Origin of the sequence: Streptomyces sp. NBC_01298 (genome assembly GCF_035978755.1) — a bacterium.
GTDB lineage: Bacteria > Actinomycetota > Actinomycetes > Streptomycetales > Streptomycetaceae > Streptomyces.
On sequence record NZ_CP108414.1, the window covers coordinates 7061982 to 7082635 of the forward strand.

The 20654-nt window shown below is 73.8% G+C and carries 19 protein-coding genes; 6 read left to right on the forward strand and 13 right to left on the reverse strand.

Annotation, left to right across the window (positions count from 1 at the left end):
- Positions 1–117 precede the first annotated feature (117 nt).
- Complete coding sequence (locus tag OG730_RS32080; protein ID WP_327307502.1) at positions 118–1770, forward strand: amidohydrolase; 1653 nt, start codon at positions 118–120, stop codon at positions 1768–1770.
- Positions 1771–1962: 192 nt separating this feature from the next.
- Here OG730_RS32080 and OG730_RS32085 read toward each other — a convergent pair whose 3' ends face one another.
- Genes OG730_RS32085 through OG730_RS32095 form a run of 3 tightly spaced genes read right to left on the reverse strand, consistent with a single transcriptional unit; the run spans position 1963 to position 4938 of the window.
- On the reverse strand, positions 1963–3147 hold the full coding sequence (locus tag OG730_RS32085; RefSeq protein ID WP_327307503.1) for an AAA family ATPase: 1185 nt from the start codon (positions 3145–3147) through the stop codon (positions 1963–1965).
- A gap of 25 nt (positions 3148–3172) precedes the next feature.
- Positions 3173–3838, reverse strand: coding sequence for an acetate uptake transporter (locus OG730_RS32090; RefSeq protein ID WP_327307504.1), 666 nt, complete (start codon positions 3836–3838; stop codon positions 3173–3175).
- Entirely contained in the window at positions 3835–4938 is a 1104-nt protein-coding gene (locus tag OG730_RS32095; RefSeq protein WP_327307505.1) for an ABC-2 transporter permease, read from the reverse strand. The genes OG730_RS32090 and OG730_RS32095 overlap by 4 nt, the downstream gene beginning before the upstream one ends.
- 244 nt (positions 4939–5182) lie before the next feature.
- Here OG730_RS32095 and OG730_RS32100 point away from each other — a divergent pair, with 244 nt between their 5' ends.
- Positions 5183–6043 (forward strand): esterase/lipase family protein, encoded by an 861-nt coding sequence (locus OG730_RS32100; protein ID WP_327307506.1) that lies wholly within the window; start codon positions 5183–5185, stop codon positions 6041–6043.
- Positions 6044–6156: 113 nt separating this feature from the next.
- Here the strand turns inward: OG730_RS32100 and OG730_RS32105 are convergent, their stop codons facing one another.
- The 3 genes from OG730_RS32105 to OG730_RS32115 form a co-directional block, all read right to left on the reverse strand.
- A complete protein-coding gene (locus OG730_RS32105) occupies positions 6157–7203 on the reverse strand; it encodes a lytic polysaccharide monooxygenase (protein ID WP_327307507.1) in 1047 nt (348 codons plus the stop codon).
- A 394-nt stretch (positions 7204–7597) separates the two neighbouring features.
- Positions 7598–8080, reverse strand: a complete 483-nt coding sequence (locus OG730_RS32110) for a ribonuclease FAU-1 family protein (RefSeq protein ID WP_327307508.1) — start codon at positions 8078–8080, stop codon at positions 7598–7600.
- Positions 8077–9030: a GNAT family N-acetyltransferase gene (locus OG730_RS32115; protein WP_327307509.1), complete on the reverse strand. Its 954-nt coding sequence runs from the start codon at positions 9028–9030 to the stop codon at positions 8077–8079. The genes OG730_RS32110 and OG730_RS32115 overlap by 4 nt, the downstream gene beginning before the upstream one ends.
- Positions 9031–9101: 71 nt before the next feature.
- Between OG730_RS32115 and OG730_RS32120 the strand changes: the two genes are divergently transcribed.
- The gene (locus tag OG730_RS32120; protein ID WP_327307510.1) at positions 9102–9494 is read left to right on the forward strand and encodes a GntR family transcriptional regulator; all 393 of its coding nucleotides are present in this window, start codon (positions 9102–9104) and stop codon (positions 9492–9494) included.
- Positions 9495–9573: 79 nt separating this feature from the next.
- Here OG730_RS32120 and OG730_RS32125 read toward each other — a convergent pair whose 3' ends face one another.
- Together OG730_RS32125 and OG730_RS32130 are read right to left on the reverse strand one after the other, a co-directional pair.
- Positions 9574–10152, reverse strand: coding sequence for a heme-binding beta-barrel domain-containing protein (locus tag OG730_RS32125; protein WP_327307511.1), 579 nt, complete (start codon positions 10150–10152; stop codon positions 9574–9576).
- A gap of 125 nt (positions 10153–10277) precedes the next feature.
- Positions 10278–11378, reverse strand: coding sequence for a DUF5925 domain-containing protein (locus OG730_RS32130; RefSeq protein ID WP_327307512.1), 1101 nt, complete (start codon positions 11376–11378; stop codon positions 10278–10280).
- Positions 11379–11598: 220 nt separating this feature from the next.
- Between OG730_RS32130 and OG730_RS32135 the strand changes: the two genes are divergently transcribed.
- Entirely contained in the window at positions 11599–12399 is an 801-nt protein-coding gene (locus tag OG730_RS32135; protein ID WP_327309513.1) for an SGNH/GDSL hydrolase family protein, read from the forward strand.
- 62 nt (positions 12400–12461) lie between these two features.
- On the opposite strand, the gene OG730_RS32140 is transcribed toward OG730_RS32135, so the two are convergent.
- Positions 12462–14159: a serine/threonine-protein kinase gene (locus OG730_RS32140; protein WP_442815077.1), complete on the reverse strand. Its 1698-nt coding sequence runs from the start codon at positions 14157–14159 to the stop codon at positions 12462–12464.
- A gap of 287 nt (positions 14160–14446) precedes the next feature.
- Between OG730_RS32140 and OG730_RS32145 the strand changes: the two genes are divergently transcribed.
- Positions 14447–14716 carry a hypothetical protein gene (locus OG730_RS32145; protein WP_030720225.1) on the forward strand — a complete coding sequence of 90 codons (270 nt, stop codon included), beginning with the start codon at positions 14447–14449 and terminating at the stop codon, positions 14714–14716.
- A 74-nt stretch (positions 14717–14790) separates the two neighbouring features.
- On the opposite strand, the gene OG730_RS32150 is transcribed toward OG730_RS32145, so the two are convergent.
- Positions 14791–15999, reverse strand: a complete 1209-nt coding sequence (locus OG730_RS32150) for a CaiB/BaiF CoA transferase family protein (RefSeq protein WP_327307514.1) — start codon at positions 15997–15999, stop codon at positions 14791–14793.
- Positions 16000–16172: 173 nt separating this feature from the next.
- On the reverse strand, positions 16173–17324 hold the full coding sequence (locus OG730_RS32155; RefSeq protein ID WP_327309514.1) for a type ISP restriction/modification enzyme: 1152 nt from the start codon (positions 17322–17324) through the stop codon (positions 16173–16175).
- 176 nt (positions 17325–17500) lie between these two features.
- Between OG730_RS32155 and OG730_RS32160 the strand changes: the two genes are divergently transcribed.
- Positions 17501–17662 (forward strand): hypothetical protein, encoded by a 162-nt coding sequence (locus OG730_RS32160; protein WP_266876718.1) that lies wholly within the window; start codon positions 17501–17503, stop codon positions 17660–17662.
- A gap of 24 nt (positions 17663–17686) precedes the next feature.
- Here OG730_RS32160 and OG730_RS32165 read toward each other — a convergent pair whose 3' ends face one another.
- Positions 17687–18487 (reverse strand): GntR family transcriptional regulator, encoded by an 801-nt coding sequence (locus OG730_RS32165; protein ID WP_327307515.1) that lies wholly within the window; start codon positions 18485–18487, stop codon positions 17687–17689.
- 10 nt (positions 18488–18497) lie between these two features.
- On the reverse strand, positions 18498–19820 hold the full coding sequence (gene hmgA, locus OG730_RS32170; RefSeq protein ID WP_327307516.1) for a homogentisate 1,2-dioxygenase: 1323 nt from the start codon (positions 19818–19820) through the stop codon (positions 18498–18500).
- Between the last annotated feature and the right edge of the window lie 834 nt (positions 19821–20654).

Below are 20654 nucleotides of genomic sequence, written 5' to 3' on the forward strand. Positions count from 1 at the left end.
GTCTCCCCGAGGCCCCGCCTCCCGCCTTCCGGCTTCCGGCTCCCGCCTTCCGGCTCCCGCCTTCCGCCTTCCCGACGCCCACATTTCCGTACGGCCTCTGCACAGGAGCACCACCCCATGTCGCACTCCGCCCCCGCCGATCTGCTCCTCACCGGAGCCCGCATCCACACCGTCGACCCCGAGCTGCCCGAGGCCGAAGCCCTCGCCGTGCGGGGCGGGCGGATCGTCTGGGTCGGGCCGGACGCGGAGGCCGCCGACTGGGCGGGACCCGGCACCGAGCGGATCGACGCGGGCGGCCGGCTCGTGCTGCCGGGATTCATCGACGCCCACAACCACGTCCGGCTCGGCTCCGACGACGCGTGCGTGCAGCTCGCCGGGGTCCGGACGCTCGAAGCGATCCTCGACCGGATCGGCACGTGGCGGGAGGCCAACCCGGACGCCGAGTGGATCGAGGCCGAGGCCTTCGACTACTCCGCGATCCCCGGCGGCCGGATGCCCACCGCCGCCGACCTGGACCCGGTCACCGGCGACACCCCCGCGATCGTGCTCTCGTACGACGTGCACACGGCCTGGCTGAACACGGCGGCCATGCGCCGCCTCGGCGTCGCGAAGGACCGTACCGACCTCCCCTTCGGCACGGCCGCCGTGGACCCCGAGACGGGCGAACCCACCGGCTTCGTCAAGGACTTCGCCATCAAGGGGCTCTCCCGCGACGGCCACCGCGCCCTGCGCGACCTGGGCGTGCCGTGGGCCTCCCCGGACCGCCAGTACGGGCGCCTCGCCAAGAGCCTCGACGACGCGATCGGCTTCGGCATCACCACCGTCGTGGAACCGCAGAACTCCCTCGACGACCTGGAGCTGTACGACCGGGCGCGCGCCGAGGGCCGGCTGCGCTCGCGGATCGTTGCCGCGCTGTTCCACCCGCGCGGGACCACCGAGGCGGACCTCGACCTCTTCGAGGCGGCGGCGAAGGTGCACGCCGGGGACCGCTTCCGGGTCGGCCCCCTCAAGCTCTACATCGACGACGTGGTGGAGCCGCGCACGGCCGCGCTGCTGGAGCCGTACACCGGCTGCGGATCACACCGGGGCGAGACCTTCTACCCGGCGGAGGAGTTCGCCGAGCTGCTCGCCCGGCTGGACGCCCGCGGGTTCCAGTGCTTCGTCCACGCCACCGGCGACCGGGGCATCCGTACCGTCCTGGACGCCGTCGAGCACGCGCGGGCGGTGAACGGCCCGCGCGACGCCCGCCACCAGGTGGTCCACGTGGAATGCCTGGATCCGCAGGACGTACCGCGCTTCGAGCAGCTCGGCGTGGTGGCCTGCATGCAGCCCCGCCACTGCGCGCCGGAGATCGCCGGTCCGGGCCAGGACTGGGCGGAGAACGTGGGGGAGGACCGCTGGCACAAGGCGTGGCCGATGCGGAGCCTCGCCGAGGCGGGGGCGGTCCTGGCCTTCTCCAGCGACTGGAACGTCGCCGAGATGGACCCGATGATCGGCATCTACACGGCGCTGACCCGGCGCCCGCTGGGCGGCGGCGACCCGTGGCAGGAGCAGGAGACGGTGGACGCCCGTACGGCGGTGTACGGCTACACGATGGGCTCCGCGTACGCCAACTTCCTGGAGCAGGACCGGGGTTCGCTCACGGTCGGCAAAGCGGCCGACTTCGTGATCCTGTCCCGCGACATCCTCGCGGTGGCCCCGGAGCAGATCCCGGGAACGGTGGCCGAAACGGTCGTGGTCGCGGGCGAGGTGGTCCACCGGGCCGGGTAGGCCGGCGGACCCACGGCTCCGGGGCGGGAGACGACTACACCTACAGCCGGCCCTCACGCCGCTCGGCCGGGGTGCCCGGCGCCGTCCTGCCGAACCCGCGGCGCACGCCGCCGCGGGTCCGCGTGGTCATCGACACCTCCGGATCGGTCAGCGCCGCCGAACCGGGCGGCGCCCTGCTGCCGGACGGAGGGACTACCGCTTCGGCCAGTACCAGAGGGGTTCGTCCAGCGGGCCCTCGCGGCCGGCGACCTCGGTCTGGCCGAAGTCCTTGAGCAGGGTGAGGGTCCGCAGGTCCACCCGGTGGCGGTGGACGCCCGACGCCAGGGCGTCCGCCAGGGGCGCGGCGTGCGTGACCACCACCGTCTGGGTGGTGCGCGCCACCGTCAGGATCAGGTCCGCGAGGGGGCCCAGCAGATCGGGGTGGAGGCTGGTCTCCGGCTCGTTGAGCACCATCAGGGCCGGCGGGCGCGGGGTCAGCAGGGCGGCCGTCCACAGCAGGTAGCGCAGGGTGCCGTCGGAGAGTTCCGCCGCGCCCAGCGGGCGCAGCAGCCCGCGCTGGTGCAGTTCCAGTTCGAAGCGGCCGTCCCGTTCCGCGACCGCCACGCCGCTGCCCGGGAAGGCCGCCTCGACGGCCGCGTCGAGCGCCGCGTGGTCGCCGGTCTCCCGGATCGTCTGGAGCGCGGCCGGCAGGTCGGAGCCGTCCGCGGCGAGCACCGGCGTACGGGTTCCGACGCGCGGGGTGCGGGCCGGGGCGTCCACGTCCGTGCGGACGTGGTCGTAGAACCGCCAGGAGCGGATCAGTTCGCGCAGGGCCAGCAGGTCGGGGGCCAGTTGCGGGTCCGCGAGCTCGCTGAGCATGGAGTCGTACGGGCGCAGGGCGCCCTGGGTGCGGTGCCAGCCGCCGTCCGCGGTGCGGGTGCGCACGGCGGGCCCGGCGCGGTCCGAGAGCAGGGCGGCGGGGCGCAGCACCGGCCCGGCCCAGGTGCACTCCCGTTTGATCTCCGGGTCCAGGCCGAAGAGGGAGTCGGGGACGGGCGAGGGATGCCCGAAGTCCACCGCGTAGCCGAACTCGTCCCCGGCGAAGCCGAGCCGCAGGCTCACCGGTTCGGAGCGGACCGTCGGCTGGACGGCGTACCGCCCCTCGCGCACCGCCCGCCCGAGCTTCTCCGGGCCCGCCCACAGCGTGGAGGGCAGTCCGCCCTCCCGGGCCAGCGCCGCGACGGCGCCGCCCCGCGCGGAGTCGGCCAGCAGCCGCAGCGACCGGTAGAGGCTGGACTTGCCCGTGCCGTTGGCGCCCGTCACCACGGTGAGCCGGCCGAGGGGGACGATGAGCTTGCGCAGAGAGCGGTAGTTCTCCACCGCGAGCGTGCTGATCATCGCGTGCTGGTCATCATGGGTGTGGTCACGCCTCCGGGTGCTCCTCGGGGGCGAGGAAGCGGCCCATCGGCAGCACCTGGCGGCCCCAGGTGCTCGCCATGATCTGCCCGGCGAGCAGGTACGTGGCTCCGAGCGCGGCCAGCAGACCGCTCCAGCCGGTGATCCGGTTCCAGATCACCGAGCCGGTGAATCCGCTGACCGTCATGGCCACGAACACCACCAGTACGCACGTGAAGGTCGACAGCAGCACCAGGTGGATCCGCCAGCTGCCGATCCACAGCACGAACACCACGAACACCCACGGCAGCGTGAACAGCGCGCTCACGTCGCCGCGCAGGGACGGATCCGTGGCGGGCAGCACGTACTGGATCAGCAGCGCCTTCGACATCCAGAACAGCCCGAAGCCGCCGAAGACGGTCGCGTGCCAGGTGTCGCCGCGCTGCGCCTGGAAGAGCCCGGCCAGCAGCTGGGCGAGCCCGCCGATGAAGAAGCCGACCAGCGGCAGCACGGAGTGGCTGAGGTGCTCGGGGAAGATGCCCGCGTCGATGCCGGTGGCGAGCGTGGTGACGACGATGAAGCCGGTGAGGCCGAGGGGGCCCAGCTGCGCCTGCGCGCTGGGCTCCATCCGCTTGACGGAGACGGCCTGTTCGGCCGGGCCCATGCGGTTGCGGACCTGGATGGGATTGTTCATCGGACGGCTTCCCTCTCCGGCAGTGCGTCCGGACCCTCGGGGAGTCCGCTGCCCACGGGCGCCCCCGCCTTGCCCTTGCGGCCCGCCGCACAGGCCATCGTGATCGCCGATCCCAGCACCGCCCAGCCGCTCAGGACCAGCAGCGGGCCGGTGATGTCGTTGCCCTTGAAGTACGCGATCGAGCGCGCGGCGTACGTGCCCGCGCCCGGCGGCAGCCACGGGCCGATGGCCTTCCAGAACGGCGGCAGCAGCGGGTACGGGTAGGCGCCGCCGGCGCTCGGGTTGCCGAGCACCACCACGAGCAGGATCGCCAGGCCGATGCCGACCACGCCCGCGAGGCCCTGGAAGGCCAGGGTGATCGCGCCGACGGCGAAGACGACGAGGGCGCCGAGCCCCCACAGGGCCCAGATGCTGCCGGGCAGCGCGCCCAGGATCGGGTCGGCGATGACCGCGCCGAGGAGTCCGGCCGCGATGGCGTACACGAGCAGCGCGCCGAGCCGGATGACGGCGCGGTGGATGTTCGCGGGCCGGGCGCCCGCGCTGATCGCGAGGATCGCGGCACACAGGTAGCCGCCCACGCACCACCCCACGACCAGGTAGAACGAGCTCAGCCCGCGCCCGTCGCCGGCGGCCGCCGGGGCCACGTCCACGACGCGCACGCTGCGCCCCTGGGTCTTCTCGACGGCGCCGACGATCTCCTCGATGGCCTGGGACAGGGAAGCCCCGGCGCCGCTCGCGACCAGCAGCTTGTCGGTCGTGCCGGCCGGGTCGATGATCAGCGCGCCGTCCACGTCCCGGTTCTGGATCTGCCGCAGCGCCGTCGCCTCGTCCTGTACGGCACGGGGGTCCAGTGGTTTGCCCGGCAGCGCGGAGAGCTGCTTCGCCGTCTGCTCGGCGACCGGCGGGGCCGGCGCGGCCACGGCGATCGGGATCTCGCTGGGCTTGGGCTGATGGAAGGCCCCGACGTACGAGGTGATGAAGGCGAGCTGGAGCGCCAGTACGCCCAGGACCAGGAGAGCGGCCCGGGTGGTGACGGCGTCCTTGATCTCGGCGAGGAACCCGCCGGACTGCCCTGGGTCTGTATGGGTGGGCTGGGTCATGTCTCACACGCTCGGCGTACCGGGCGCCCGGCGCAGCAGGGGAGGGCCGAATGGATGACGGCCGTCGGAGCGGTCGACCAGGAGGGACGCGGATTTTTTACCGACGCGTAACTTCCCAGTTTTGCTACTCGCCCGTAATTTAGCGGCTGCAGCACCCCCTTGTGATCCGGATCACGGGATGCACCCCCACGTACTTCCCGCGCCATCCCTCGTTACTCCCCTTGAGCCGCAAGGAGATCACACGATGCTGCCCTGGAGACGCCTGCTCCGCCCCCTGGCCGTCCTCACCCTGACCGCCGCCGCGCTCGTCGCCCCCACCCAGGCGGCCCAGGCCGCCTCGGCGCCGAGCAGCGGCTGGAACAACTGGTCCTGCAAACCGTCCGCCGCCCATCCCCGACCCGTCGTCCTGGTCCACGGAACCTTCGGGAACTCCGTCGACAACTGGCTCGGCTTCGCGCCGTACCTCGTCCACCGGGGCTACTGCGTCTACTCCCTCGACTACGGGCAACTGCCCGGCGTCCCCCTCTTCAACGGGCTCGGCCCCATCGAGCGGTCCGCCGGCCAGCTCGACGTCTTCGTGGACAAGGTGCTCGCCTCCACCGGAGCGGCGAAGACGGACATCGTCGGCCACTCCCAGGGCGGCATGATGCCGCGCTACTACCTGAAGTTCCTCGGCGGCGCCGGCAAGGTCAACGCCCTGGTCGGACTCGCCCCCGACAACCACGGGACCACCCTGCTCGGCCTCACCAATCTCCTCCCGTACTTCCCCGGGGCCGGGGACCTGATCAGCGAGGCCACCCCGGGCCTCGCCGACCAGATCGCCGGATCGCCCTTCCAGAACAAGCTGAACGAGGGCGGGGACACCGTCCCCGGAGTCGCGTACACGGTGATCGCCACCCGCTACGACGAGGTGGTCACCCCGTACCGGAGCCAGTTCCTCACCGGGCCGAACGTCCGCAACGTGCTGCTCCAGGACCTGTGCGGCGTGGACCTCTCGGAGCACGTGGCCATCGGGCTCACCGACCGGATCGCCTGGCACGAGGCGGCCAACGCCCTCGACCCGGCGCACGCCGAGCGGACCACCTGCGCGTCGGTCTTCTCCTGACGGCGACGGTCTCCTCCTGACGGCGGCGGGCGGTCCGCGGTGCGGGCCGCCCGCCGTTCCCGGTCAGTCCCGGTCAGTCCCGGTCAGTCCCCGTCAGTCCCGGTCAGTCCCGGTCAGCGGCCGTGGCGGCCGGGGGTCGCACGGCGGCGCGCCAGCCCGAACAGCACGGCCGCGCCCACGGCCAGGACGCCCGCCCCGCCGATCGCGATCACCGGCGTGGCACTGCTGCCGCCCGTCTCCGCGAGGCCGGTCCCGCTCTGCGAGGGGATCGGGCTGCTGCCGCCGTTCGTCTTGGGGTCGTTGTCCCCGTGGCCGCCGTGCTCGACCGTGGATTTCCCGGCGCCCCGGGAGATCTGCTCGTCGGTGGGGGCCGAGGGGACCTCCGAGGGGAGCTTGGTCGGCCGCCCCGAGGGCACGGAGGTCGGCTTCGTACCCGGCTTCGTCGGCTTCGAGGTCGGCTTCGAGGTCGGCTTGGCCGTGGGCGTACCCCCGCCGCCTCCGGTGCCACCCGTGCCACCCCCGCCGTTGTCCTTCCCGAAGACCACGTCCGAGCAGGTGTAGAAGGCCTCCGGGCTGTCCGAGCGCTGCCAGACGCTGTAGATCAGGTGCCGGCCGGTCTTGTTCGGGACGGTGCCCGAGAAGACGTAGTCGCCGCCCTGCATCCCCGGGTCGGTGACCTTCGCGAAGGGCGCCGACTCCAGGTCGGACCACTTCAGCGGCTTCGACGGGTCGTAGCCGTCCTTCGTCACGTACAGCTCGAAGGAGCCCTTGTGCGGGGCGGTCCCCTTGTAGCGGAAGGTGTGCGCGCCCGAGGCCATCGGGCTCGCCGGCCAGTCGGCGCGCGCCAGGTCCAGACCCCGGTACTTGTCGTTGCCCGCCGAGCACAGCTGTCCGTCCGGGATCAGCGCCTTGCTCTGACCGGCCGCGTTGGCGATGTTCACCGCGTTCCAGTCGTAGAACGCCTGCGCCCCGCTCGCCGCGACCGCCGCCTTGCAGGCCGCCGACTTCGGGGACTCGGGGCCCTCCGCGTAGCACGCCGCCACCCGGCTGACCGGGTCCGTCATCGAACCGTGGGCGGCCGCCGGGGCGACGGCGTACGCGGCCACCGCGAGCGGGGCGAGTCCGGCTGCGATACGGGCGGCGGTACGGCGTGCGGGCATGGTGGATCTCCTCTGGGCACGGCACTGGGCTGCGCGAGTCGTGGGTGCGCCGGAAGACCGGGGCTGTGCGGCGCCGCCCCTCACGGGTTCGCGGCGCCGCCTCCGGCCCTCCCTGGCTCAGCCAAACTAACCGCCCGGAAGCCGGGTTCCACGGGGTTCGGGCCCCTGGAGCCGATCCTTAGGTTCTGCTTAAGGCGGGGGTAAGAAGGGCCTCAGGAAGGGGCGCCGCGGGCCCCTGGCCCCGTGTCTCACGCGTCCGCCCACTCCCGCAGGAGGGCCTCGCGTTCGGGTGGTGCCGGTGCGCCGCCGTGGTGGTCCCTGCTCCACGCCGTGAGGGTCCGGGGGTCGCAGGCTCGGCCACGCCCCTGGATTTCGGGGTTTGGCAGTCCGCGGATCAGGCCAGCAGCGCCGCCAGTCCGGCCGCCGAGCGGGCCTGGGCCTCCAAGGCGTCGAGGGCCCGCACCGCCTCGGCGGCCGCCTCCGGATCGGTGCCGGCGAGCCCGCTCGCGGCGAACTCGTCCTCGTCCAGCCGCAGTACGGAGCTCCCGTCGGCGGACACCCACAGGTCCAGGTCCAGGTCCTCGACCGTGATCACCCCGTCCTCCACCGAGGCCGGCCGGGTCACGTCGCAGTACCAGCCCTTGAGGACGCCCCCGCCCGTCCTCACCTCCTTGACCGCGTACCAGCGGTCGCGCCAGAAGTGCTCGGTGAACACGTCGCCCGGCTCGAAGCGGACGAAGCCGAAGTCCCGTACCCCGGGGGCCGCCCAGGGCGCCCGTACGGTGATCCGGGTGCCCGTGTCGGCCACCGGCTCGGCCGGGTAACTGATCTTCGTACGGCCCGCCTTGGTGAGGGTGACGGTCAGTCGGTCGCTCATCGTGGTGTCTCCGGTCCTCGCAGCTGTTTGGTGAAGCGCGTCTCCGTGGCGCAGACCTCGTACCCGAACCGGGTGTTGACGGCGAGCATGGGGGCGTTGCCGGTGTCGTTGCCGGTGAACGCCTCGGTGCAGCCGGCCGCGCGGGCCCGCAGCAGCGAGTCGGTCTTGGCCAGCCGGGCCAGCCCCCGGCCGCGGAACGGGCGCAGGGTGGCGGTCATGGCGGAGGAGTACCGGCCGGCCCCGTCGGTGTGGGCGGCGGTGAAGCCCGCCACCTCGCCGTCCACCAGGACCACGGTGGTGAGCTCCCGGTCGAGGTACGGGTGCTCCCAGGTGTTCCGCAGCCAGGCCTCGTAGTCGTCGAACTCCACCGGAACATCGCCCGGTTCGTCCAGCGTTCCCGCCGCGTCGGCCTCGAACAGCGGGCGCGGATCGGCGGCGAAGGCCGAGCCGGCGCGCAGCTCGACCCCGTCGGGGAGCTTCCCGGGAAGCGGCGGCAGCGTGGCCGTGGTGAGGTCGAGGCGCAGGAAGTGCGCGGAGCGGGAGGCGTGGTAGCCGTGCCGCTCCGCGAAGGCGCGGTGCGGCGGCTCGTCGAGGACCCAGGCGTACGCGTCCTTCGCGCGCTCGGCTCCCAGGTGCTCCTCGGCCGTGCCCAGCAGGGCGGTTCCGGCGCCGAGCCCGCGGTGGGCGGGGTCGACGTAGGCGTTGACGAAGCCCTGGCCGGGCTCGGGGCTGTCGTGGACGATGCCGACCTGGGCGGTGCCGACGACGAGGCCGTCGGCGTTCTCCGCGACCAGGAGGCGGTAGCGCCTGTCGGGGTGGGCGGAGGCGACCTCGAAGGCGACACCGCGGGTGGTGCTGATCATGAAGGGCAGAGCGGCGCGGCGCACCCGTACGACGCTCTCGGCGTCGGCCGGGTCGTTCGGGCGCAGGTCCCGGATGGTTGTGATCACGTGGCGACGGTAGGGGCCGCCGGGGTCCCCGCGCCTGCGAATTTCCCGGCGGATGGGGGACAATCGGCCGCGTGACCTCGACCTCTCCGCACCTGAAGATCCGCATCGACGCCACGGCGGGCGCCGCCGCCCCGTACGAGCAGCTGCGCGCCCAGATCGCCGCCGGGGCACGGGCGGGCCGACTGCCCACCGGGTTCAAACTGCCGACGGTCCGCGGGCTCGCGGAAGAGCTGGGGCTGGCGGCGAACACGGTCGCGAAGGCCTACCGGGCGCTGGAGTCGGACGGCGTGATCGAGACGCGCGGCCGCAACGGCACGTTCGTCGCGGCGGCCGGCGACGGGCCCGCCCGGGAGGCGGCCACCGCCGCGCAGGTCTACGCGGAGCGGGCGCGACGCCTCGGCCTGACCTTCGACGAGGCGACCGCGGCGGCGCTGGACGCGCTGCGCGCGCGGTACGCGGACTGACACCCGGGCGGGCCGGACGGGGCCCGCTCCGCCTGGTCGGTGCCGCCGCCACGACGCCTCCGCCTGGTGCCGCCGCCGGTCAGTCCTTGCGCGGGAAGAGCCGCGCCTGGAGGTGGTGCCGCATGGGCTGGCCCACCGCGGCCATCTCCTGCACGATCGTCAGCCCGCCGTCCTCGAGCGCGTACCGGCGCCGCATGCCGGTGACCTCCTTGGCCCGCGGGGTCAGCCCCACGGTGTCGGTGGCCATCTCGATCCGCGTGCCGTCGGCGCCGTCGGTGCCGTCCGCACCGTCCGCACGGGAGACCTGGCCGACGTAGGTCTCGACGATGCCCGTCGGGTGGGCGAGCGTGACCTCGACCGAGGCATCCGGGAGGACGCGCCACCACCCGGTCTCCCGGCCCGCGGGGCGAACGGCCTTGCCGGATTCGTCGATCAGCCACGCGCGGGACTCGTAGACGAGGAAGGGCCGGCCGTCGTGGCCGAAAGTGATCTCCTGCTCGTACCGGAACCCGTGCTCCAGGGTCGGGTACTCGCCGCTGCCCCGGCCGTGCCAGCGTCCGATGAGGCCGAGCACCGGCTGGAGCTGCGGGTGCGGTTCGGGGCCCTCTCCGAGGACGTGGCTGTCGGGGTAGGGATTCTCCTGCGCCGGTTCGAGCACGGTGCGTTCTCCTGTTCGTGGGTCCCCCGGAGGTGGAGGTGCGTACGGCCGGTGGGGGCCTTCGGCCGCGCCCCCATTGTCCTCGCCGCCGGGCGCCGACCCCCGCCGACCTGCGGCCCCCGCGCCTACAGGTACATCCCCGCCTCCGTGTCCTGGCCCTGCGGCGGCAGCAGCGCGGCGGTACCCGACGCGCCGCGGCGCAGGGCGTAGAGCTCGGCCAGCGTCGCCCCCTCGCGGGAGATGCCCTCGTCGGTGCCGAGCCAGTCCACCGCCTCACGGTGCGTCAGCCGGCCGATCTCGATGCGGGCGAGGCAGCGCCCCGGCCGGACCACCGCCGGGTGGAGCCGCTCCAGGTCCTCGTTGGTGGTGACGCCGACCAGGACGTTGCGGCCCTGGCCGAGCAGCCCGTCCGTGAGGTTCAGCAGCCGTGACAGCGCCTGCCCGGCGGTGTGCCGGGCCTCGCCGCGGATCAACTCGTCGCAGTCCTCGAGCAGCAGCAGCCGCCAGCGGCTCTTGGCGGTGCCCTCGTCCTCGCCGATCGCGATGTCCATCAGGTAGCCGATGTCGTTGAACAGCCGTTCCGGGTCGAGGACGCAGTCCACCTGGCACCAGTCCCGCCAGGACCGGGCGAGCGTGCGCAGGGCGGAGGTCTTCCCGGTGCCCGGAGGGCCGTGCAGCAGGAGCAGCCGGCCGGCGATGTCGTCCGGGGTGACCTTCATCAACCGGTCCATCGCCCCGGCCACCGGAGCCGTGTAGTTGGGCCGCACCTCTTCCCAGGTGCCGGCCGCGATCTGCCGGGTCGTCCGGTAGGGGCCGCGGCGCGGGGAGACGTACCAGAAGCCCATCGCCACGTTCTCGGGCTGCGGTTCGGGCTCGTCCTGCGCGTCCTCGGTGGCCTCGCCGAGCACCTCGGCGGCGAGTTCCTCACTGACCGCCGTCACCGTGACGTCCGCGCCCCGGCTCCAGCGGGAGACGAGCATGGTCCAGCCCTCGCCCTCGGCGAGCGTCGCGCTGCGGTCGCTGTCGCGGGCCGAGCGCAACACCGCGGCCCCCGACGGCAGCAGGGTCGCGCCCGGCTTGACCCGGTCGATCGACACGCTGTGCGAGTGGGGCTGCTCGCCGGACGCGAAGCGGCCGAGGAACAGCGCGTCGACGACGTCCGACGGGGAGTCGCTGTCGTCGACGTTGAGCCGGATCGGCAGTGCGTCTTGAGGGTTGGCTGGCATGGCGCCCATGATCCGGCACGAACTGGCCTGCTGCACCCGTGTTTCGCCGGATCGAGTGGCGGGATTCCCTCTTCAAACGCCGTGCGGGTGAAGATTCGCGCCGCATGTCCGCCCCGAACATTCTTGGCATGAACACTTCCAACGAGCCTCGGTTCCTTGTACCACGGACTCAGGAGTAACTCCGCAGTAACTCCCCCCACGAGGAGCCGCACACATGAGCATGAGAATGCCTCGTTTCGCCGCCTTGGCCTCTGCCCTGTTACTCGCCGCGGGCGCGGCCCTGTTCGGAGCCGGTCAGGCGACCGCCGCCGCCGACTTCGGCTACGTCGCCCTCGGCGACTCCTATTCCTCCGGCGTCGGCGCCGGCAACTACGACAGCGCCAGCGGGAACTGCAAGCGCACCACCCGCGCCTACCCGGCCCTCTGGGCCGCCGCACACGCCCCCCAGACCTTCTCCTTCGCCGCCTGCTCGGGTGCTCGTACGGGTGACGTGATGAGCGGCCAGCTCACACCGCTGAACGCCGGCACCGACCTCGTCAGCATCACCATCGGCGGCAACGACGCCGGATTCTCCGACGTCATGACCACCTGTGTGCTCCAGTCCGAAGCCACCTGCGTCAGCCGGGTCAACCAGGCCAAGGCGTACGTGGACTCCACCCTCCCCGGCCAGCTCGACACGGTCTACAACGCCATCCACAGCCGTTCCCCGGGCGCCCGCGTGGTCGTCCTCGGCTATCCCCGCTTCTACAAGCTGAACGGCACCTGCGTGGCCGGGCTGTCGGAAGGCGAGCGCACGGCCATCAACGGCGCCTCCGACTACCTCAACGCGGCCCTCGCCAAACGCGCCGCCAACCACGGCTTCGCCTTCGCCTCGGTCGCCGGAGCCTTCACCGGGCACGAGATCTGCTCCGGCAGCGAGTGGCTGCACAGCCTCAACTGGCTGAACATCGGCGAGTCCTACCACCCGACCGCCGCCGGACAGTCCGGCGGCTACCTGCCGGCCTTCACCGGCGCGGCCTGATCCGTCAAGGCCGACCGGTTGGGCCCTGATCCGTCAGGGGCCGACCGGTCGGCCCTGATCCGTCACGGACTGGCCGTGGCCCCCGGGTTCGGTGACGGGGAAGCGGTCGGTCCGGGCGTGCCGCCGGAAGGACCGGGGGAGGAGGCCCCGCCCGTCGGGGTCTCCTCCTCCTCGCACGTCACCGAGAACTCCAGCCATGCCGAAGCCGCCTCCGACGGCTGCCGGATCTCCAGGCGCACCGCGTCCTCGAAGGTCGCGTCCGGATAGTGCGTCAGCTCCGTGTGGTCCAGCTTTACGCTCCCGGGTCCGCCCGCCGGATACGTCAGGGTCTGCCAGCCGGGGCCCGAGGTCTGCCCGCTGCGCGTGGCCCACCGGTACTCCACCACCGCCGGGGTGCGGTCCACCGCCACGGTGGCGGTGAAAGCGGGCGCCTTGGCCGCGGGCGCCGGGCACGTGCCGCTGTAGCCGTCCCGGACGGCCCGTACGGCGGACAGGGTGATGCCGGGCGGCGGCGTGGCCGAAGGGGAGGCGGAGGGGGACGGCGAGGGCGAGGGGGACGCGCTCGGCGAGGGGGTCGGTGAAGGCGAAGCGCTCTGCGAGACGGTCGGGCCGGTCGTCGGCCCGTCACCGCCGTCCCCGCCCGTGTCGCGGCCCTTCAGCAGCAGCCATCCCAGCAGGACCACCACCGCGAGCAGCACCACGATCCCGCCGGCCAGCACCATCCCGGCCGCGTTCCGTTCGGGCTCGGGGGGAAGCGTCCGCCCCGGCCCGGTGCCGGTCCCGGGCGCCGGCAGCGGCGGGGTGGGGAGACCGTACCCGTGGTGCGCCACGGAGGTCGGGTCCTCGGCGCCCGGCACCGGAGCCGCCGCGGGACCCGACACCGGCCCGCCGGAGGCCCGTACGGTCCCGCCCGCGCCGACGATGCGCAGCATCCGGGCCGCCTCCGCCGCGGACAGCCGCTCCTCGGGATCCTTGACCAGCAGCCCCTCCAGCACGGGCGTCAGCGGTCCGGCCCGCCGCGGCGGCGGGAACTCCTCGTCCACCACCGCCCGCAGCGTGGCCACCGGGGAATCCCGGTGGAAGGGCGGGACCCCCTCCACCGCGAGGTACAGCGTCACTCCGAGCGCCCACAGGTCCGACGCGGGACCCGGCTCGCGGCCCAACGCCCTCTCGGGCGGCAGGAATTCGGGGGATCCGACCACCTCGCCCGTCATGGTGATGGCGGTGGAGCCCTCCAGGCTCGCGATCCCGAAGTCGCCGAGCACCACCCGGCCGTCGTTGGCGATCAGCACGTTGCCCGGCTTGACGTCCCGGTGCAGCACCCCCGCCTCGTGCGCGGAGCGCAGCGCGGCCAGCACCTGCTCCCCGATGTGCGCGGTCCGCTGCGGGGTGAGCGGCCCGTCGCCCTCCAGGACCTCCGCGAGCGAGAGGCCCCGTACGATCTCCATCACGATCCAGGGCCGGCCGTCCTCGGTGGCCACGTCGTAGACGGTGACCACGCCCCGGTGCGAGACGCGGGCCGCGGCCCAGGCCTCCCGCTCCAGGCGCCGGTACATCCGGGCCACCTCGGCCTCGTCCATCCCGGCGGGTGCGCGCACTTCCTTGATGGCGACCTCGCGCCCCAGGACCTCGTCCAGGGCCCGCCACACCATGCCCATCCCGCCGCGGCCGAGCGGTCCCAGCAGGCGGTACCGTCCGGCGATGACCCTCCCGCCGGCGCCGTCCCCGTCCGCCGCCGACTCAGTCACCGAAAGCCTCATTCACGCGCGCCCCCAAGAGCGTTACCGGACGATCACTCCAAGTTAGCGCAGAGCGTGCGCCGTGACTCCGGTCGCGACAGGAGTCACGCGGTCGGTGTCGCCGCGGTTCCCTGTCCCCGGAACCCCGCCGGATTTCACGGAGAGTGGCGATCGACTTCGCTGAGTAATCGTCAACTCCCGCTCGCCACACGGGCAATTCACACCACCGGGATACCCGTGCGCTCCGTGGGGACGATAGGGTTACCCTGCCCGGTGGGCCGGGTGCCCTCGTACGGGTGGGGAGAGACATGGAACAGATCGCAATGCGCAGCAGGCCGCCTCGCGTGCCTGCCATCACATGCGGGAGCGGTGCGACCAGTTCGCGCCTCGACCGCCACCTCGCCGTGCTCGGCGGTCCCGCCGTCCCGCACCGCGAGACGGCCGAGGCGACGCTGCTCATGCGTGAGCTCACCTCGCGCGACCACACGCACCGGCTGCGGAGCCGGAGCGCGCGCGTCTCGCTCTTCGCACCGCTGCGCAGGCTGCGGCGGACCCTCTTCGGCAGCCGCCGTTCGTAGTCGGCAGCTCTGCGGGGCGTGTCCCGCTCCCGCAGCGCCGCCGCTCCGTTCCCGGCCCGGTCAACCCTGTCCAGTCAGCGAACCACACCGTCCCGGCGCAACGCCGTGATCTGTTCGCCCGTCATCCCCAGGGCGCGCAGCAGGGCTTCGGTGTGCTCGCCGAGCGCGGGCACCGCACCCATGTGCGGTGCCGCGCCGCCGGGCAGCCCGATCGGCGGCAGCAGGGCCCGCAGCGGGCCCGCGGGCGAGCCCACCTCCCGCCAGCGGTCCCGGGCCTCCAGCTGCGGGTGCGCGGCGAGCTGCGCCACCGAGTTCAGCCGTGCGCAGGCGATGCCCGCCTCCTCCAGCCGCCCGATCGCCGCGTCCGCATCGAGCCGGCCCAGCGCTTCGGCGACCACCGCGTCGGTCTTCTCCCGGTTCGCGGTGCGCGCCGCGTTCGTCGCGAACCCCGGGTCCTGGGCCAAGTCCGGCCACTCCAGCACCTGTTCGGCGAGCCGCCGCCACTCCCGGTCGTTCTGCACGGACAGCAGCACCCGGTCCCCGTCCGCCGTCGGGTAGGCGTCGTAGGGCGCGATCACGGCGTGCGCGAGGCCCGTCCGCACCGGCTGCTCCCCGCCGTGCATGGTGTGGTGCAGCGGATGCCCCATCCACTCGGCGAGCGCGTCGAGCATCGACACCTCCACCCTGCCCCCGCGCCCGGTGGTCCCGCGCCGCAGCAGGGCGGCGAGCACGCCCGAGAAGGCGTACATGGCTGCCGCGATGTCCGCCGCCGGGATCCCCGCCTTGACCGGCTGCTCCGGGGTGCCGGTCACGGAGACCAGGCCCGCCTCGCACTGGACGAGCATGTCGTAGGCGCGCTTGTGGGCGTACGGGCCTTCGGGGCCGTAGCCGGAGACGTCCACGGCGACCAGCCGGGGGTAGCGGGCGCACAGCGCGGCCGAGTCGAGCCCGAGCCGGGCGGCGGCCCCCTGGGCGAGGTTCTGCACGAACACGTCGGCCCCTTCGAGGAGCGCGTGCAGGACCTCGCGGCCGCGCGGGTCCTTGAGGTCGAGCGCGAGGGACTCCTTCCCCCGGTTGGCCCACACGAAATGCGAGGCGAGTCCGTGCGCGGCGGTGTCGTAGCCGCGCGCGAAGTCCCCGCCGTCGGGCCGCTCGACCTTGATCACCCGGGCCCCGAGGTCGGCGAGCTGACGGGTGGCGAAGGGCGCGGAGACGGCCTGCTCGACGGAGACGACGGTGACCCCGTCGAGGGGAAGCGGCTCGGTGAACGATTCGGTAGCCATGCCCCCTGCCTACTCGATCGCACCCGGGCAGGTCCACATCCAGCCTCGCCGGCGTTTGAGGCACGGGGTCCGGGGCGGAGCCCCAGGGGGGTCCGGGCGCAGCCCCCGGGGAACGGGCGAAGGGAGGGTAGGGGACAGCCCCGCAGGGCCCCCGCCCTCGAGGCCCCCGCGCCTCAGAGCAGCGCGAACTGCCCGCCCGGCCCCTCCTCCTGGTGGTCCAGGACCGAGGCCGGCCGCCGGGCCCAGCCGGGAGCCGGCAGCACCCCGCCCGCCCGGAGCTCCGCGGCGCCCAGCGCCGGGCCCACTTCGAACGCGGCCCGCTCCGGCTCCAGTTCGGCCAGCAGCGCCAGGGTCGTCACCAGCTCCAGCAGCTCCGAGGTCCAGCCCTGCGGCCACTCCGCCGGGCCCACCGCGTCCAGCCCCTCGGCCTCCGGGTCCCGGTGGGCGAGCCGGGCGGCGAACCAGGACTCCAGGACCCGGACCCCCTGGGCCTCGTACTCCCACGCCCCGGTGGGCACGGGCGACACGGTGCCGCCCTCGCCGCCCCCGCTTCCCCCGACGGTCAGGGTTTCGCTCCCCGGGTCGTACGAGAGCTCGCGCGGCCACGCCGGCAGCGCCGAGCGGACGTACGGCCGGCGCCCGCCGGGCAGCCGGGGCGCCTCGCCGCCGCGGGCCCCGCGCAGCCGGACGGAGAGCACCCGGTGGCCCAGCTCCAGCCCGGCCCGCCAGCGCGCGGCGTCGGCGGTGAGGGGGACCTCGTACCCCCGGGGGCCGGGGCGGCCGGCGGCGAGGATCCAGCAGAGCACGTCCTCGGGGGTGACCCAGGTGCCGTACCGCTCGCCGAGCAGGTGCTGCAGCCCGGGGGCGAGATTCGGTTCGGCGCCGCCCGGGCGGCGGTGCAGCGGGCGGATCCGGCCGAGCCGGCCGGCCGGGAGGTGCGCGGTGACCAGCAGCTCCGCCGGCTGGGCGGGCTCCAGGACGAACAGCTGGTGCTCGTCCAGCACCCGCCACAGCTCCGGGCGGGCCAGGTCGATGAGCCGCTGGTCGGGCAGCAGCCATTGCTCGTCGAAGGGCTCGCGCAGGATCCGTACGGGATCCGGGCGCGGCCCGGGAGTGTCCGCGAAACGGGCCGTGGAACCCGCGCGCTGACCCGGCAGCGCCGCCGCCCCGGCACCCGGGGTCCGCGCCCGGGTCGGGCGGAACAACCGCTCCCGCTCGGGGCCCTCCGCGGCCGCCAGGGCGGCCCACCGGGCGCGCAGGGTCGCCGGATCGGGGGCCGCGACCCAGGCCCGGCCCAGGCGCAGGGAGCCCACGGCCCAAGGCATCAGATCGTCCAGCAGCGGGTCCCGCGGGGATGCGTCAGCGCTCACCCGGCCGATGGTAGCGACGCCACCCGGTGACCGGGCCGCGTCCAGGCCGGAGAGTTAGGCTCCCTATGTAGGGATCTGCCCGGATCCGGACGGAGCCGGGCCGGACCGGGCGACCGAACCGGGAGGCGGACATGAGCCAGTACGACGAGTACTCGACCCCGTCGCAGGCCGAGGGGGAACGGCTCGACGAGGACCTGGACGCGAAGCAGAAGAAGCTCCGCCACGCGCAGACGCAGCGGACCACGCCGTCCCAGGCGGAGGGCGAGCGCGGAACGGAGGACGACCAGAAGTAACCGGGACCAGTGTGATCAGTGTGATCAGTGTGCGTCGACGGTCACGGTGAAGGAGAACCGGTCCCCGCGGTACCGGATCCGCGCCACGTCGACCACCCGGCCGGAGCCGTCGTAGGTGACGCCCGTGTAGTGCAGGATCGGGCTCAGCAGGGGCACTTGGAGCAGCTCGGCCGTGAGCGGGTCGGCGAGCCGCGCCTCCACGGTGTCGGTGATCCGGCTGATGTCCACCTTCACGATGTCCCGCAGCACCTTGGTCATCGGCCAACGCACCAGATCCGCCAGGTCGATGGAGTCGGCGAGCTCCGGACGCACCGCGTTCTCCGCCCAGTTGGTCGGCTCGCCGCTCTCGCTGTCGTGACGGAGCCTGCGGTACGTGACCACCTCGGCGGTGTCCGGGAAGTGCTCCAGCAGCTCCCCGGACACCGCCGTTCGCTCGTGCCCGAGGATCGTCGTACGGTCGCCCGACTGCTGCGCCACGATCGCGTCGACCGAGCCGAGCAGCTGGACCGGCGCCCCGCGCAGCGCCGTCGGCTCGATGAAGGTCCCGCGCCGCCGGTGGCGGCTGATGAGGCCCTCGGTCTCCAGTTCCTTGAGCGCCTGCCGCATGGTCAGCACGCTCACCCCGTAGTGCTCGGCGAGCTGCTCCTCGGTGGGCAGGCGCAGCGAGGCGTCCGCGGTGCGCCCGAGTATCGAGGCGCGCAGCGACTGGGAGACCTGGTACCAGAGCGGCAGTTTCCGGTTCAGTACCAGCGAGTCGGGGGCGAAGGCGGTCACGGGTGGATCTCCGTAGGACGGGGTGCGCGCGGCGGCGGCGCCGCGCGGCATGCTCGTGATGTTAGGCGCGGAAGTGCCGCTGGAGTCCCTGCCAGACGTCGTCGTATCCGCTCTGCAGGTGGTCCGCGCCGGCCGCCTGGGCGGTGGCGGTGATCGGCCAGCGGGTCTCGAACATGAAGGCCAGGCCGTCGTCGATCTTCTGCGGCTTCAGCTCGGCGGCGCTCGCCCGGTCGAAGGTCTCCCGGTCGGGGCCGTGCGCGGACATCATGTTGTGCAGGGAGCCGCCGCCTGGCACGAAGCCCTCCGCCTTGGCGTCGTAGGCGCCGTCGATGAGCCCCATGTACTCGCTCATCACGTTCCGGTGGAAGTACGGCGGGCGGAAGGTGTCCTCGCCGACCAGCCAGCGCGGCGCGAAGACCACGAAGTCCACGCCCGCCAGGCCCGCCGTGTCGGAGGGCGAGGTCAGCACCGTGAAGATGGACGGGTCGGGGTGGTCGTAGCTGATGGAGCCCAGGACGTTGAAGCTGCGCAGGTCGTAGACGTACGGGACGTGCGTGCCGTGCCAGGCCACCACGTCGAGCGGGGAGTGGTCGTAGGTGGCGGTCCAGAGGTTGCCGCAGAACTTGTTCACGACCTCGGTCGGACGCTCTCCGTCCTCGTACGAGGCCACCGGCGCGCGGAAATCGCGGGCGGCGGCGAGGCCGTTGGCGCCGATGGGGCCCAGGTCGGGCAGCTCGAAGGGCCGGCCGTAGTTCTCGCAGACGTACCCGCGGGCGCTCTCGTCCTGGAGTTCCACGCGGAAGCGGACCCCGCGCGGGATCAGCGCCATCTCGCCCGGCCGGGCGCTGAGCAGGCCGAACTCGGTGCGCAGGAGCAGGCCGCCGCGCTCCGGGACGATCAGCAGCTCGCCGTCGGAGTCGCTGAACACCCGGTCGGTCATCGAGGCGTTGGCGGAGTACAGGTGGATGGCCATGCCGGAGCGCTGGGTGGCGTCGCCGTTGCCGCCGAGGGTCCACAGGCCGGCCAGGAAGTCCGTGCCGGGCGCCGGGTCGGGCAGCGGGTTCCAGCGGAGCCGGTTCGGGTCGGCCGGGGCCTCGGTGAAGGGCGCGGAGCGCAGGGCGCCGTTGCCGGTCCGGGCGAAGGGCGGGTGCGCGGCCGAGGGGCGGATCCGGTAGAGCCAGGAGCGGCGGTTGTGGGAACGCGGCTCGGTGAACGCGCTGCCGCTGAGCTGCTCCGCGTAGAGGCCGAGGGGGGAGCGCTGGGGCGAGTTCCGCCCGATCGGCAGCGCACCGGGGACCGCCTCCGAGCTGTGCTCATTGCCGAAGCCGGTGAGGTACTCCAGCCCCTCCGCCGTCTTCCTGGCCTGCTCGCTGCCGCCACTCATTGCACGCTCCCGGTCTGCCGAAGGAATCCTATGCCTGACAGTAGGATTCCTGGGCTCATGCGTCAACGGGGGATTCCGGTCAGTCGACCGGTGGGTGGTGCCTGGGTGGGTGGGTGGGTGCGGGGCGGGGCCGGGGCTTGGGGTGGGTGCGGGGTGGTGCGGAGCGGGGCTTGGGCGGGTGTGGGGCGGGGCCGGGGCAGGGCTGGGGGTGAGCGTGGGGCCGAGGCGGGTCCCGGTGGCGGCCGGGCGGGGCCCGGCGCGGGGGTCGGATGGGCCCGGGCGGGGCTCGGGCGGGGCTCGGGCGGGGTCGGGCGGGCGCCGGATGGGCCCGGGTGGGGGGCGCGGAGGGCCCGGGGAGACGTTGGGTGGCCTGGGCGGGCGCTGTGCAGGGCCCGGGCGGGTGTCGGTCAGGGTTCGGATGGACGCGGGCGGGCTCGGGCGGGCGTCGGATGCGCTCGGGTGGGTGCTGGGGAGGGGTCGGGCGGGCGGGCGGGCAGGTGTCAGTCAGGGCCCGGGCAGGCAGGCGCTGGGCGGCCTGGGCGGCCTGGGCGGGCGTTGCGCAGGGCCCGGGCGGGGGGCGAGCGGGCGCCGGATGGGCCGGGGTCGGGGCTCGGGCGAGGTCGGGCGGGCGCCGGATGGGCCCGGATGGGGGCCGCAGGGGGCCCGGGGAGGCGTTGGGCGGCCCGGGTGGGCGTTGTGCGGGGCCCGGGCGGGTGTCGGTCAGGGCCTGGGTGGGCGTCGGATGCGCTCGGGTGGGTGCCGGGGAGGGGTCGGGCAGGTGTTGGGCGGCCCGGGCGGGCCTTGCGCAGGGCCCGGGCAGGTGTCGGTCAGGGC